The following is a 15072-nucleotide window of genomic DNA, read 5'->3' on the forward strand; positions in this document are numbered from 1 at the left end:
CGGCAAGGAGCCTTTATGAGCATCATCGACATGCGTTTCCGCCCGGCTACGCGCGAAACGCTTCAGGGCATTCTCACCAATCCTCTCTATCAGGCCTTCAGTGCGGCCACGAACTTTGCCGCCCGCCCTGCCAGAACACTGGATGAGGAAGTGGCCATGCTGCGCGATCTCGACGTGGTGCACGCCGTGGTCACCGGGCGCGACATCGCCTCCAGCGTGAATACCGCCTCCACCAATCCCGGTATGCTGGAAAGCATCCAGAAGTATCCCGACTTCTTCACCGGCTTCTACGGCATCGATCCGCTGCTGCGCATGGATGCGCTGCGCGCCTTCCGTCGTGCGGTGAAGGAATACGGCGTGAAGGGCGCCTCCATCGATCCGGCCATGTCCGGCGTGGCCGTCAACAGCGCCCTCTACTACCCCTTCTACGCCGCCTGCTGCGAAGAAAACATTCCCGTGGCCATCACCACGGGCTGCTCCTGCGGTATGCCCCACGTGGTGCTGGAGCATCACGCCCCCTGGCTCATCGACCGCGTGGCCTCCGATTTTCCCGAACTGACCATCATCGTCAGTCACGGAGCCTATCCCTGGATCATGGAAATGGTGGGCGTGGCCACGCGCCATCAGAACGTCTATCTCGACTTCTCCGCCTGCACCATGCTCTTCAACGTGGAGCAGTACGTCCATGCGGCGAACCGCCAGCTCATGAACAAGGTGCTGTTTGCAAGCGCCCACCCCTTCGACCACATCGCCGATACGCTGAAGCTCTACGACTCCCTGCCCTTCACGCAGGAGGCGAGAGAATGCGTCATGTACAAAAACGCGGCGAAGATTCTCGGACTCTGATCCGCTAACCCCGCCCGGCATTCACCGGGCGTGAGAACTACGCATCCAGAACCGGCCGCAGCGCCGGAAGCACACGTCATGGGGTCATGCCGTGCGTCATGTTCGGATGAGACCCGTCCCGCAAAACATTCTAACGGAGGAATCTATGAACAAGTTCCTGAAAGGTTGCCTGGTCTTCGGCCTCATCGCCGCTTTCGGCGCCGCCATGCCCCAGCAGAGCGAAGCCAAGGAGAAAAAGATCCTTATCCGCATCTCCCACACCGGTTCGGAAGGCAACGAATTCACCATGGGCTATGAGAAGTTCAAGGAACTTCTGGAAAAGAAGACCAACGGCCGCGTGGTGGTGAGAATCTACCCCAACGCCGTGCTCGGTTCCGACCGTGTTGCCGGCGAAGCCGTGCAGCAGGGCAACCTGGAAGTGGCCTCCATCGCCACCAACATTCTCTCCAGCTTCCACAAGAGCGCCCTGGCCTTCGACATGCCCTACATGTGCGATCCTGAAAAGATGATTCCCTACATGCAGGCCCTCGCCTACGGCGATCTGAACAAGTATCTGGTGGAACAGCTCGCCACCGTGGATCTGTATCCCTTCATGTTCAACGCCACGGCCATGCGCTCCTGGGCCTTCACCTCGAAAGACGTGAAGAGCGTGGAAGACCTCAAGGGGGTGAAAATCCGCTCCACTCCCTCCCCCATCGACATCGCCAACTGCAAGGCCGTGGGCATGAACCCCACCGCTCTGGCCTTCGACGCCGTGTATCAGGCCCTTCAGCAGGGCACCGTGGAAGGCGAACTGCTTTCCTTCCTCTCCATGAAGAGCTTCGGCCGCGCCGAAATCCTCAAGTACATGTATGTGACCCAGCACAACTTCCCCATCCACATCGGCTGCATGAGCAAGAAGTTCTACGACTCCCTGCCCGCCGACATCCAGCAGGCCGTCATGGAATCCGCCAAGGAAGCCCAGGAATGGGAATGGACGCTGCTCGACCAGCTGGAAAAGGAAGGCCTCGAATACTGCAACCAGAACGGCGTGAAGGTGAACTTCCTCGACGACGCCCAGAAGGCCGCCCTCAAGGAAAAGTTCAAGGTCGTGTGGGATGAGTTCGGCCCGCAGCTCGATCCCAAGATGGTGCAGCTGCTCCAGGACGCCCAGAAGTAATTCCCCGGCCCGGAGCGTGAACACTCCGGGCCTCTTTTCCTCGTACGGCAATTCAGAAAGCCAGACTCTACTCCCCAGGTTCGGGGCTTTGCTGAAATGGGTACGCGCCGCAGAGTGGACGCGGCCCGGCCGCAATAAACAAACATAACGCAATGCTCCGGGAGGAGTTTCATGGTCGACAACAAGCTTGCACCAAACCAGGGCGGCATCCTGCACTGGCTTGACGAAAACTTTGAAAAACCTTTTCTGGTCATCGCCCTTCTGATGTCCATAGCCCTCATCACCTATCAGGTACTGTTCCGCCACATCGCCACGAACATACTGGGCATTGCCGGTTCCACGGCGGAAGTGGAAGAACTTGCCGTGTGGTGCTTCATCTGGCTTTCCTACCTTTCCGTGCCGCTGCTCATCAAGGCTCGCGCCAATATCAACATCTCGCTGTTCTTCGATGCCATGCCCAAGCGCATCCAGAACATGCTCTGGGTGCTGGATGAAGGACTGTTCCTCGTCTTCACCTGCGTTCTGGCCTACCTCTGCTACAACCTTTCCATGCTTCAGCTGGATAAGCCGCAGTTCTCCCCGGCCATGGGCGTTTCCTATTTCTACCCCTATGTTGTTCTGCCCATCAGCTTCGCGCTCATGAGCATACGCCTTATCCAGAATCTCATCCGGCAGATCCGTAAAACGGGCCTTCTCGATTCCGCCATCGCCATTGCCGCCGGTCTGCTGCTCGCCACGCCCATCATTTTCCAGTGGGAACTGGAAATCGTCACCGTGCTCGGCTGCACCATGTTCGTCTGCCTCATGCTCGGCGTGCCCATCGCCGTCACCCTCGGCTTCTCCGCCATGGCCGCCCTGTACAATTCGGAATTTCTGCACATTTCCACGCAGGCATCCACATGCTTCTCCGCGCTTGATTCCTTCACCATCATGTCCATCTTCTTCTTTGTGGCCGCCGGCGTGTTCATGGGCATGGGCGGCCTTTCCAAGCAGCTCATCAACCTGGCCGACATTCTTGTAGGCAAGGCCGTGGGCGGCATGGCCCTTGCCACCGTACTCACATGTATGTTCTTCGCCGCCATCTGCGGTTCCGGCCCGGCCACCGTGGCCGCCATCGGAGCCATCACCATTCCGGCCATGGTGGAACGCGGCTACGACAAGCGCTTCGCCGCCGCTCTCGTGGCCTGCGCAGGCTCCATCGGCGTCATGATTCCGCCGAGCAACCCCATGGTGGTGTACGGCGTCATCGCCAAGGCCTCCATCGGCAAGCTCTTTTTAAGCGGCATCATTCCCGGCATTCTCGTGGGCGCCGTGCTCATGGGCTGGAGCTACTACCTCAGCAAAAAAAATAACTGGAGAGGCAATCCCGAAAAGCTCACGAAAAAGCAGATCCTCCAAGCCATATGGGAAGCCAAATGGGCGCTCATGGTGCCCGTCATCATCCTCGGCGGCATCTACGGCGGAATCATGACTCCCACCGAAGCCGCGGCCATCAGCGCAAGTTACGGCCTTCTCGTCGGCATCTTCGTGTACAAGGGCATCAACCGTCACAACTTCTTCAGCGTCTGCATCGAATGCTGCACCACCAGCGCCGTCATCATCTTCCTCATCGCCATGGCCAGCAGCTTCGGCTACCTGCTCGCCCTTGAACAGGTGCCGGAAAGCATCGCCAAGGCCATTCTCTCCGTCACCAACGACAAGTATCTTGTACTGCTGCTCATCAACCTCTTCCTGCTGGTCGTGGGCGCGCTCATGGAACCTGCCGCAGCCACCATCATCCTCACCCCCATCCTCGCCCCCATCGCGACGAAGCTCGGCGTGGATCTTATCCACTTCGGCCTTATCATGACCGTGAACCTCGCCATCGGCTTTGTCACGCCCCCTGTGGGCTCCAACCTCTTCGTGGCCAGCGCTACCAGCGGGCTGAAGGTGGAGGCCATCGCCAAGGCGGCCATTCCCATGATCATTCTCATGATTGCGGTGCTCTTCGTTCTTACCTATGTTCCTTCCATCTCCCTGTTCCTCCCGAACCGCATGATGTAACTCTCTCTCCGGCATGATGCGCGGGGCATCCCCTGCGTCCCGCGCATCTTCTTCCCAACAGCGGAGGCTCTCCGCTTCTTCACAGGAGTTTTCCATGAGCTGTTGCTGCGCTCTTTCCACTCAGGAAAAAATTCTTCAGGACAAGGCCGCGGGCAAGGACAATCCCAACCGCGCAAAGCATCAGAGACTTTTCGACATTCTGGAAACCTTCGACGGCATGGCTCCCATCATCGACGCGGACCGCGCCCTGCTCTTCACCCAGTCCATGAAGGAAACCGAAGGTCAGCCCCTGAATCTGCGCTGGGCCAAGGCCCTCATGAACATCGCCAGAAACATTCCCGTACATATCGACGACCGCCAGCTTCTGGCCGGACGCTGCGGCACCACGGGCCGCTACGGCATTCTGTACCCGGAACTGGACGGCGATTTCATGGCCGACGCCCTCGATGCCCTGGCCGAAGCGAAAACCGCCGCTCCCATCAGCGTTTCCCCCGAAGTGGCGGCCATAGTCCGCAACGAGATCACCCCTTACTGGAAGGGAAAAACCTTCCATGAAGATCTCAACCGTTCCCTGCCGCCGGAAGTGCACCGCCTCGCCTACAACGACGAGCTCGGCATCAAGACCCGTTTCGTGGTCAGCGAAAACGCCTCCTACCGCTCCAGCCAGCAGTGGGTGCTCGACTACGCCAAGGTCATCGACCGGGGATTTGCGAGCATCAAGGCCGAGGCCGAGGAAAAGCTCGCCGCCCTCGATCCCCTCAGCCCCATGGACACGCTGAAGAAGCGCCCCTTCCTGGAAGCCGTGATCATCACCTGCGACGCCATCGTCCTGTGGGCGCACCGACATGCGGAGCTGGCCCGCTCCATGGCCGAAACCGAAAAGGACCCCGTCCGCAGGCAGGAACTTCTGGACATTGCCGAACGCTGCTCCCATGTGCCGGAATTTCCGGCCCGCAACTTCCGTGAAGCCGTGCAGGCCCAGTGGTTCGCCCAGATGTTCTCCCGCCTGGAACAGCGTACCGGCACCATCATTTCCAACGGCCGCATGGACCAGTACTTCTACCGTCTCTACAAGCAGGACGTGGAGGCCGGAACCATTACCGACGACGAAGTGCTGGAAATGCTCGACTGCATGTGGGTGGGCATGGCCCAGTTCACCGACATTTCCCTTTCTCCCGGCGGCCTCGCCACGCAGGAAGGCTACGCCCACTGGGAAGCCGTGACCATCGGTGGACAGACCCGCGACGGCAAGGACGCCACCAACGAGCTTTCCTACCTCATTCTCAAGTCGCGGCAGTCTTCCCCCATGCCCTACCCCGACCTTGCCACGCGCATCCACTCCCGTTCTCCCCAGCGCTTTCTGTGGGAGATCGCGGAAACCATCAAGGTTGGCCAGGGCTATCCCAAGCTCTTCAACGATGAGGAAATCATTCCTCTCCATCTGGCCAAGGGCGCGCCTCTGGGCGACATCTTCGACTACACGGCTTCCGGCTGCGCCGAAATACGTATGCCCAACCGCGACACCATGACGAGTTCCTGCGGACAGGTGAACCTCGGGGCTGCGCTGGAAATGGTGCTCCGCAACGGCCGCATGAAGAAATACGGCGACGAGGTCATCGGTCTGGAAACCGGCGATCCGCGTTCCTTCTCCGGCTGGGAGGAATTCTGGCAGGCCTACCTCAGGCAGCAGGAACACCTTCTCGCCGCCTCCTATGTGGAACAGTGCGTCATCCATCATACCCGCGCCCGCCACTTCGCCGGACCTCTGGCCTCCTGCCTGCATGACCTTTGCATGGCCTCCTGCATGGATCTGCATACCGATGAGAAAATCCCCGGCGGCATCGACCTCGGTTTCGTGGACATCATCGGTTTCGCCACGCTGGTGGACTCGCTGAGCGCCGTGAAAAAGTGCGTGTATGAAGACAAAACCGTCACCATGGACGAACTCATCCGCGCTCTGGACGACGACTTTGAAGGTCACGAAGCCCTGCGCCTGCGCCTGACCCGTGCACCGCGTTTCGGCAACAACGACATGTACGCCGACTCCATCGGACTCGCCGTGGACCGTGCAACGCAGGAATACTGCCACAAGTATGCGCCGGAAACCGGGCTGCACATCGACATCCGTACCGTGTCCGTCACGGCCAACGTGCCCCACGGCAAGGAAGTGGGCGCTCTGCCCTGCGGCCGCAAGGCCTGGATGCCCTTCTCCGACGGCTCCTCCCCCGCGCAGGGGGCGGACCTCAACGGTCCCACGCAGTCCATCATTTCCAACTACAACACCAAGAACTGGGACTACAACGAACGCGCCGCCCGCCTTCTGAACATCAAGTTCTCTCCCAAGTGCCTGGAAGGCGATTCCGGCACGGAAAAACTGGTGAGCTTCATCCGCGTGTTCTGCGACCTCAAGCTCTGGCATCTGCAGTTCAACGTCATCAACCGTGAAACGCTGCTCGCCGCGCAGGAGGACCCCAAGCGTTACCGCAACCTCATCATCCGCATCGCGGGCTACAGCGCCTACTTCACGGAACTGTCCCGCGATCTGCAGAACGACCTCATCAGCCGCACGGAACAGACCAGCATCTGACCTGCGCAGTCCTCGAAAAGGCCGCCCGTCCCGTTCCCCCGCCGGGGCGGGCGACCGCCTTCCCCTCTTTCCCGGAGATGATCCATGTACGCAGATGCCATGGAAAAAGGCGTCGTCTTCAATGTTCAGAAATACTCGGTGCACGACGGCCCGGGCATTCGCACCATCGTCTTTCTCAAGGGGTGCCCGCTGCGCTGCCGCTGGTGCAGCAACCCCGAATCACAGCACATCGCCCCGGACATCGCCTGGAACGATACGCTGTGCATCGGCTGCCGTTCCTGCGTGCAGGCCTGTCCGCAGAAGGCGCTCTCCCTCTCGGCTCAGGGCATTTCCAAAAAGCATGAGCTTTGCACGGGCTGTCAGGCCTGCGTACGTGCCTGCCCTGCGGACGCCATGTTCCTCTACGGAGGAGAAAGCCGGGTGAAGGACATTCTCGACGATGTGGAAAAGGATTCGCTCTTCTACGCCCGCTCCGGCGGAGGACTCACCCTTTCCGGCGGAGAACCCCTCTTCCAGCCGCGCTTCGCTCTTGCTCTGCTGCGGGAAGCAAAGGAGCGGCACATTCACCGTGCCATGGAAAGCTGCGCCTTCTGTCCCGAAGAAATCTTTCTGGAGGCGGCGGGGCTGCTCAATTACCTTCTCGTCGACATCAAGACGCTTGATGAAGAAACGCATCGGCGCTTCACCGGACAGTCCAACAGACGCATTCTCGACAACATCAGGGCTGCACGGCAGGCATTCCCCGACCTGACCATCCATGTACGTACTCCGGTGATCCCCGGCGTCAACGACACGGAAAAGGCCATTGCCGACATCGCCGCCTTTGCCAGGGAAACGGGCGTTCAGGCCTACGAGCTGCTCGCCTATCACAAGATGGGCGAATCCAAATACCGTTTTCTCGGTAAGGAATACCCCATGGGCGACGCTGTTCTGGATGACGCCGGGTTCAAAAGACTTCAGGCTCTGGCGGCCTCCGTCATGCCCGCTTCTCCCGTTTCTGCATCCTGAATCCCTTTCGCTGCCATCTTCCTCCACCGCCTTCCCCGGAACGCGGTGCTCTCCCTGCACGCCCCGAGCACGGGCCGAAGCGAAGGCTCTTCACCTCAAAAGGAGAAAATCATGCACTTTTCCCTGCTTCAGAACGTAAAAATACTGGAAGAAAACGGAGCCGTCCGTCAGCTCGGCTCTCTCATGAAGGAAGCCGGATACCGCCACGCCTTTCTTGTCTGTGATGAAGGCATAGTCCGCATGGGCCTTGCCGGAAAAATTCAGGACATCCTCGCTGCCGAGGGTCTCTCCTGTACGCTGTACGACAAAGTGCAGCCCGACCCGCCCGCCTTTCTGGTGGACGAGGGCGCAGCTCTCTGCCGTTCCGCGGGCTGCGACTGCGTCATCGCCGCGGGGGGCGGAAGCTCCATCGATACGGCCAAAGGCATCAACATCCTGCGCTTCAATGAAGGGCATATTCTCGACTATGCGGACCCGGCCAGAAAAATGACCCCCGCGCACGGACTCATCGTCATCCCCACCACTTCCGGCACGGGCAGCGAACTTTCCAACGGACTCATCATTTCCGATACCGAGCGGGGCATCAAGGCTCCCATCCTTGCGGTGGAAGGCATGAGCGAATATGCGATTCTCGACCCCGAACTCACCGCCGGTATGCCTCCCATGCTCACCCTCATCACGGGGCTCGACGTATTTTCCCATGCCTGCGAATCGTATATGTCCGTCCTTGCCTCGTCCATGACGGACATGATCTGTGAAAAAATCATGGAAGACGTTGCCGCCTTCCTGCCCCGTGCCGTACGGCAGGGTAGCGACAAGGAAGCCCGGGAACGTATGCTCTGCTGTGCAAGTCTCGGCGGCTGGATGCTGGCCTGCGCCTCCGCCCATGTGGGACACTCCATCGCCCATATCATCGGCGCAACCTATCACATCCCCCACGGCAGGGCCTGCGCCTTCAGCCTGCCGCCCACGCTGGAGTTCATGGCCTCAACCTGCCCTGAAAAAGTCAAAAAGGTGGGTATGCTGCTGGGAGCCGCCTTCTACGGAAGCGAAAGCCCGGAACAGATAGGTCAGAGAACCGCAAGAGCCTACAGGGACTTCTGCGCCGGACTCGGCCTGACCGAACTGGGCGTGAAAAAGCCGGGCGATGCCGAACTCGACGCGCTTGCCGACGCCGTGGCTCATGAGCCCCTCGCCACTCTGTGCCCCGTTCCCGTGACGAAGGAAAACATGCGCCCGCTGCTGGAAAAAATGTTCTGAGTCCGTTCCCGGCCGTTTTTCACCGGTCGGGAATGCACTTCTTGACAGGAATCCTCTCTTCCCCTAGAAAAACGGCAGGGGCGGTTAGCTCAGTTGGTAGAGTATCGGTCTTACACACCGACTGTCAGGGGTTCGAGTCCCTTACCGCCCACCAGGAAAACACATCTTAAAGCCTCATAAAGCTTCAAACGCCTTGTGAGGCTTTACTTTTTTCTTTTTCTCCGCTTCATGACCTCCCATGATGTCGCTATACATGTCACTGAAAAGGTGCCATTTTTAGTGACACATTCCTCTTTTTTCCGATGGCACTATCGGAAATGGCACTACAGGGGGCAGCCATGGCACTGACTGACACGGCCCGGCCCTGCCCCAAAAATCCATAGAAGTTCCCCGCAGTCTGTAACCGTCTGCGGGGACTTTCTTTTTTCTTTTTCGTTCGCCTGGCATGAACCGGCGTGAACCGCGGCAGTACATGGACGACGCCATTTTTTGTTGGTACTTTTGTTGGTATCTGTTCCCGTCTGCCGGGAATGAAAAGTCGAGATACCAACAGGAAGTTTCCATGCCGTTGACAGATTCCAGGGGAAAAGCGCTGTTCGGTCGCGCCCGGAAAGGGGAGAAGGTGGACAAGGAAGCCGACGGCGGCGGGCTGAACCTGCAAGGCGGAAAATACCGGGACTCTCCTGTCGCTTTGCCGGAAAGCGGAAAACCCTGCCCCTCGGAGTGTCCCCGGATGTATCTCTGAAGGCAGGCAGACCAGAGGCCATGCCCGGCGGACAGAGAAAGGCGCACAGCGCGGAAGAGCAGCGCCGTGCCACGGAATCCGCCGTGACTTTTACCGGAATACGCCCGGAACACGGCCTCATCTGGCCCTGCCTCTTTACGGAAAAGAAACCAGCCGAAGCGCTACTTTTTCCAGAGCGAAGGGTGCAGCAGAATGAGCAGCGCGTAAAATTCCAGTCGCCCTGCAAGCATACAGAAAGAAAGCAGCACCTTGACACCTTCCGGCATCCAGCCGAAGTTGTCCACTGCTCCTACGCAGCCGAAGCCCGGTCCGGCGTTGGAAAGGCAGGTAAGCACGGCGGAAAAACCCGTCAGAAAATCGATGCGGTAAAAAAGCAGTACGCTCGTGCATACAAAAAGCACGAGCAGATAGGTGATGAAGAACACCCCGGTACCCGCAATGATCTTTTCCGAAAGGGGCCTGTCCTGAAAACGGATGGATGAAACACCCCGGGGGTGCAGCATGAGAAAGAACTCCCGGCGCAGCACCTTGCCGAGCACCATGATGCGCATGATCTTGAAACCGCCCGCCGTGGACCCCACGCAGCCGCCGACGAAAATGGCAAACAGAAAAAGAGGCGTGATGCCGATGGGCCAGAGGCTGTAGTTCTCGCTGACGAAGCCCGTGCTTGTAATAAGCGAAACTATCTGGAACGCCGCTCCCCGTATCAGCCTTTCGATATCGGCCGCAGACTGCACGGCAAAGGCTCCGCTCCCGTACAGATAGCCCGCAGTAAGAACAATAAGAAGAGCGCAGAGCAGCACGAAGAAGCGGCACTCCTCGCTTCTGCCGTAGGCGTTCCATGTACCCGTGATAAAGCGGAAATGCAGCGTGAAATTGATGCCCGCAAGGAACATGAAGGCAATGATGATCCACTGCACCACCGGAGAAAACGCCGCAGCAGAGGCGTTTTTCGTGGAAAAGCCGCCCGTGGCGAGAGTGGTGAAGGCATGGTTCACGGCATCGAGCAGATTCATCCCTGCACAAAGCAGGCACAGCACCATGACGAAGGTAAGCACGCAGTAGCCGCCCCACAGAATCTTGGCGGTATCCTGCATGCGGGGCGCCAGCTTGTCGGGCGTGGGGCCGGGCACTTCGGCCCGGTAAAGCTGCATGCCGCCCACCCCGAGATGCGGAAGCACGGCCAGAGAAAGAACAATGATGCCCATGCCGCCGCACCACTGGCTGAGACTGCGCCAGAAAAGCAGGCTCTGCGGGAGAGCCTCGATATCGGAAAGCACGGTGGAGCCCGTGGTGGTGAATCCTGAAACGGATTCAAACCAGGCATCCACGGGATGCATGACGCCCGTACAGATAAAAGGCAGCGCCCCCGCACATGTGGCGACTATCCAGCACAGGCCCACACAACCCAAGGCCTCGCTGTTGCTGAGAAGATTGCGGCGTTTCTTCCTGCCCGCATACACCATGAAAAGGCCGGAAAGCACGGTTCCCGCACAGGAAAGGGCGAGGCGCGCCGTCTCTCCGTCGCCATACCCGAAGGACAGAACGAGGGGCAAAAGCTGCATGACGCCCACGCAGGCCGTCATGATGCCGACAAGATAAAGAATATTCCAGAACGTCATCAGAACGTGGCCCCGCATTCGCAGGAAGCGTTTTCTCCGAGAATTCTTTCCAGCTCGGCGATACGATGTTTTTCCGCCAGAAGCAGCACCCTGTCGCCATCCGCAATGACGGTATCGCCGCGGGGAATGAACACCGTCGTTCCGTGCACGATGGCCAGAAAAAGCACGCCCTTCGGCAGGCAGATGTCGCGCAGCTTCCGTCCGCAGAGAGCGGATTCGCCCTCCACGAAAATTTCCATGGTTTCCGCGGATTCGTTGCTCACCGATACCGAGGCGAGTACGTTTCCATGCCTGATGTAGTGAAGAATGCTGTTGACGGTGGCGATGCGGGGGCTCACGACATGATCGATGCCCACGGTTTCCGCCAGCGTCAGGTATTCGGCCTTGTTGATGCTGGCCACGGCAAGGGGAGCGCCGAGCTTTTTGGCCAGCATGCAGGAAAGAATATTGGCCTCCTCATTTTCGGCAACGGCGACGAAGGCGTCCATCTCGCCTATTTTTTCTTCCTCAAGAAGGCTTCTGTCTCTGGCGTCGCCGTGCAGAATCAGCGTGGCATGCAGATCCCGGGAAAGCTTTTCGCATGCGCCCGCGTCGTTGACGATCATGCACACACGGACGCCCATCGTTTCCAGAAGCCGCGCCAGCGCCACGCCGATGCGCCCCGCGCCGTAGACGCACACGCTGCGCACGGGACGGCGCCTCTGTTCCAGCGCGCGCAGTATCGCCGGAAGCGCGGCGGGTTCGTAAATGAAATGAACCACGTCTCCGTGACGGATGACATCGGAGCCGGAAGGAACAATAAGCCTGTCGTCGCGGTATATGGCGCCGATCATGACGCGCTCTTCCTGCATCACCTCGCGGAAACGGAAGAGCGGAAGATCAATAAGCGGCCCCCTGTCCACCTTCATGCCCGTCATGCGTATGCGCCGGTCGGCGAACTCATGATACTCCACGGCGCCGGGCATGGTGATAAGCCGGGAAATGGTGTTGACGATTTCCTCTTCCGGGTCCACCAGAAGGCTTATTTCCAGCTTGTTTTCCAGAAAGCCCGGAAGAAGATGATAATCAGGCTTGCGCACGCGCGCCACCCTGATGGCGCGGGGAGCCAGTTCTCTGGCAAACATGCAGGCCATGATGTTCACTTCATCGGAATTCGTCACCGCAAGGACAAGCTCCGCCTTGTCTATCTCCGCCTCGCGCAGCACCTGCGGGCTTGCGCCGAAGCCCTCCAGAGTCTGTACGTCCAGCGCTTCCTGAATGTTGTGAAGCTGCTCTTCATCCTGATCGATGACAATGACCTGCCGATGTTCCTCGGCAAGCCTTCTCGCGGTATGAAAACCTACTTCCCCCGCACCGATGATGACGATCCGCCCGGAGGAAGGCCTGGTGGTTCCTTTGAAAAACATGACTGCTCCCGATGGAGATGATAAGGCCAAAACTTATATGTCTCAGAATACCATTATAATCATATTTTTCAACTTATCCATCAAAAACATACAATATTTATATATATTACATACAACAAAATTATTTTAACAACGATTAATATTCATATCAATAATATAAATAACTATAAATAGTATTTATTTAATCATATTTTTACTATCTGAGCATAATTCAAGATTCTTCATGTTGTGTTCCAGTCGACGGACAAACTCTTTACCTGGAGGAGTAAGTTCCGTTGTCTTCCTCATGAGTAGTCCGTACTGTAGCTGGGGAAGATAATGCTCCAAACTGTAGGCTTGTACGCGGGATATTGCCTGCGGAGTTGAAAGCAGGCTCCAAACATCGACAACGGCCGCACCACATCCCGCAGCCACATACTCCATAATCGTCTGTCGATTACTGCAACGTAAATTTGCACGCTTGGGAAATAACATCTCAACATCGGGAAAAAAGACGCGGGGAGCATCATCCTTATCCAGATGCGGACGAACGAACTCAATATATGGTACTTCCGCCAATTGTTCCCGTGTAGGCTCGTCATCCAGAACAAAATCATGCTCTCGGGCAACAATCAACATATGTGGTGAAGTGAAAAAAGACTGAAATACGCATGTTGAAGGAGGAGAAAGAACTCCCAACACGGCAAAATCATACATTCCCATTTCCAGATCCCTGATCAGCTTATCAGGATCACCGGGAAAAAGCTCCACGCGAACCTTGGGATAGGTCTGTAAAAAATCCCGGAGCGTATTCAAAAAAGGAAACATTTGAAAAACTGGACGCATTCCCGCAACCGAAAGTACGCCTCTCAAGACTCCATCCGTACATGCAAGCTCTCCCTGCAGCGCACTGACAACATCAAAGGTACGGATTGCCCATTTCAGCAGCTCCCTCCCTGCCGACGTCAGTATCAAACGGTTTCCACTCCTGGTTATGAGACTGTTGCCCAGAGCCTGCTCCAACGACTGAATCTGATACGTTATGGATGATGGCGTTCTATGCATGATTGCCGCAGCCCGGGTAACACTTCCCGTTATGGCAACCTGATAAAACCCTCGAAGCCATTGCAAAAAATCTCCACTAATTTCAGAGATCATTCGTTCACTACTCCCGGGAAGACTATTAGTATACCTTTTGCCCTAGTACCAAACGAAAATAACATATGATTTTTAATAAAAATATAAATTTATATTTTATATTAATTACTCTATTTGTCAAGACTTATTATTTTTAACCTTCTTTCAAAATATCTGACTTGCTTCCGGGATAAGGGACTTATAAACATAAAAATATCATACCCCGTTCGGCATACAGCCGTCGGATAATCCCATCAAAGGAGGATTCCATGTTGACCCGAATGCTTCGTACAGCCGCCTGTATGGTCATGACTACTGCGCTTTGGATGCCCGGCAATTCTCATGCTGCAGAAAAGTATGAAATCTGCGCAGGAGCATTCGGTTCCGTTACCTACCAGTTAAGCTTTGCTGTATCCGAAATTCTCAAGCAGGTGGCACCACGTTATGAGCTTCTTCCCGTTGAAACCAGTGGTGCATCAGCTTCCGTCATCAAGGGTTCTGCCAGACCAGACAAGATGCTTATGGCCTACGGTGCACTCACATTCCGTATGGCAACGCAGGGCAAGCCACCTTTCCCCAAAGCCTACCCCAACCTTAAAGTGCTCGGCTTTGCGACAAGAAATGTTCAGACACTCATCACCTATGAACCCGACATCAAGAGTCTTGCAGATCTCAAAGGCAGACGCATCGGGATGTCCGTTCGTCCTTCAGTCTGCGGTATGGATCACTGGAGCATCATCAGCAAGGGAATCGGTGATATTTCAAATACTACGCCATCTTATATGAACTGGGGATCCCTGCAAAGCGCCCTTATGGACGGTACTATAGACGCAGCCGCCTTGGGAGTTTCTACGAACCCTTCTGGACCATGGACTCCACTATCCATATATGCCGAACTCGTCGCATCGAAAGGAGTCCCTTATTTTCTGAATATTGACGAAGCCTGCATTAAGACTGCCGCTCGGGAAAACGGTCTGCCATATATTCCCGTCGTCATTCCCCGAGGAGCCATCAGTGAAAATGTTCCCGACCGCGACGTTACCGCTTGGGAGGAGCGCATTGGAATCATGGCTTTTACCGACATGTCCGAAGACCTCGCCTATGCCATCACAAAAATTCTGTGCGAAAACCAGGAAGACATCGCAAAAATTTCTCCTGTAGGCAGAAACATGTCCCTTGAAATCACCGTACCTGACAAAAACTTTCTGACAGATGACCAGCTTCATCCCGGGGCTCTCCGTTACTACCGTGAAAAAGGACTGCGCTGACGCATACGAACA

11 protein-coding genes and 1 tRNA gene are annotated in these 15072 nt (G+C 56.9%); 9 read left to right on the forward strand and 3 right to left on the reverse strand.

Annotation, left to right across the window (positions count from 1 at the left end; genetic code table 11):
• Positions 1-15 precede the first annotated feature (15 nt).
• From CZ345_RS14860 to CZ345_RS14895, 8 genes are all read left to right on the forward strand, one after another.
• Positions 16-846, forward strand: coding sequence for an amidohydrolase family protein (locus tag CZ345_RS14860; protein WP_077073845.1), 831 nt, complete (start codon positions 16-18; stop codon positions 844-846).
• A 145-nt stretch (positions 847-991) separates the two neighbouring features.
• Positions 992-2005: a TRAP transporter substrate-binding protein gene (locus CZ345_RS14865; protein WP_077073846.1), complete on the forward strand. Its 1014-nt coding sequence runs from the start codon at positions 992-994 to the stop codon at positions 2003-2005.
• A gap of 171 nt (positions 2006-2176) precedes the next feature.
• The gene (locus CZ345_RS14870; RefSeq protein WP_077073847.1) at positions 2177-4048 is read left to right on the forward strand and encodes a TRAP transporter large permease; all 1872 of its coding nucleotides are present in this window, start codon (positions 2177-2179) and stop codon (positions 4046-4048) included.
• A gap of 94 nt (positions 4049-4142) precedes the next feature.
• Positions 4143-6635: a (2S)-3-sulfopropanediol dehydratase gene (gene hpsG, locus CZ345_RS14875; protein WP_077073848.1), complete on the forward strand. Its 2493-nt coding sequence runs from the start codon at positions 4143-4145 to the stop codon at positions 6633-6635.
• Between the two features lie 84 nt (positions 6636-6719).
• Positions 6720-7643, forward strand: a complete 924-nt coding sequence (locus CZ345_RS14880) for a glycyl-radical enzyme activating protein (protein ID WP_077073849.1) — start codon at positions 6720-6722, stop codon at positions 7641-7643.
• 111 nt (positions 7644-7754) lie between these two features.
• Complete coding sequence (locus CZ345_RS14885; RefSeq protein ID WP_077073850.1) at positions 7755-8903, forward strand: iron-containing alcohol dehydrogenase; 1149 nt, start codon at positions 7755-7757, stop codon at positions 8901-8903.
• 78 nt (positions 8904-8981) lie between these two features.
• A tRNA-Val gene (locus CZ345_RS14890) sits at positions 8982-9057 on the forward strand.
• A 318-nt stretch (positions 9058-9375) separates the two neighbouring features.
• Positions 9376-9648, forward strand: a complete 273-nt coding sequence (locus CZ345_RS14895) for a hypothetical protein (protein WP_144277386.1) — start codon at positions 9376-9378, stop codon at positions 9646-9648.
• Positions 9649-9809: 161 nt separating this feature from the next.
• On the opposite strand, the gene CZ345_RS14900 is transcribed toward CZ345_RS14895, so the two are convergent.
• The 3 genes from CZ345_RS14900 to CZ345_RS14910 all read right to left on the reverse strand — a co-directional run bounded on the left by CZ345_RS14900 (position 9810) and on the right by CZ345_RS14910 (position 13813).
• The gene (locus CZ345_RS14900) at positions 9810-11270 is read right to left on the reverse strand and encodes a TrkH family potassium uptake protein (protein ID WP_077074135.1); all 1461 of its coding nucleotides are present in this window, start codon (positions 11268-11270) and stop codon (positions 9810-9812) included.
• Complete coding sequence (trkA, locus tag CZ345_RS14905; RefSeq protein WP_077073852.1) at positions 11270-12676, reverse strand: Trk system potassium transporter TrkA; 1407 nt, start codon at positions 12674-12676, stop codon at positions 11270-11272. Before trkA ends, CZ345_RS14900 begins: the two co-directional genes overlap by 1 nt.
• A gap of 177 nt (positions 12677-12853) precedes the next feature.
• Positions 12854-13813, reverse strand: coding sequence for a LysR family transcriptional regulator (locus tag CZ345_RS14910; RefSeq protein WP_077073853.1), 960 nt, complete (start codon positions 13811-13813; stop codon positions 12854-12856).
• Between the two features lie 248 nt (positions 13814-14061).
• On the opposite strand from CZ345_RS14910, the gene CZ345_RS14915 reads away from it, so the two are divergent.
• Positions 14062-15060: a TAXI family TRAP transporter solute-binding subunit gene (locus tag CZ345_RS14915; RefSeq protein WP_077073854.1), complete on the forward strand. Its 999-nt coding sequence runs from the start codon at positions 14062-14064 to the stop codon at positions 15058-15060.
• The last annotated feature ends 12 nt before the right edge of the window (positions 15061-15072 follow it).

Source organism: Mailhella massiliensis, assembly GCF_900155525.1.
In the GTDB taxonomy this organism is placed as follows: domain Bacteria; phylum Desulfobacterota; class Desulfovibrionia; order Desulfovibrionales; family Desulfovibrionaceae; genus Mailhella; species Mailhella massiliensis.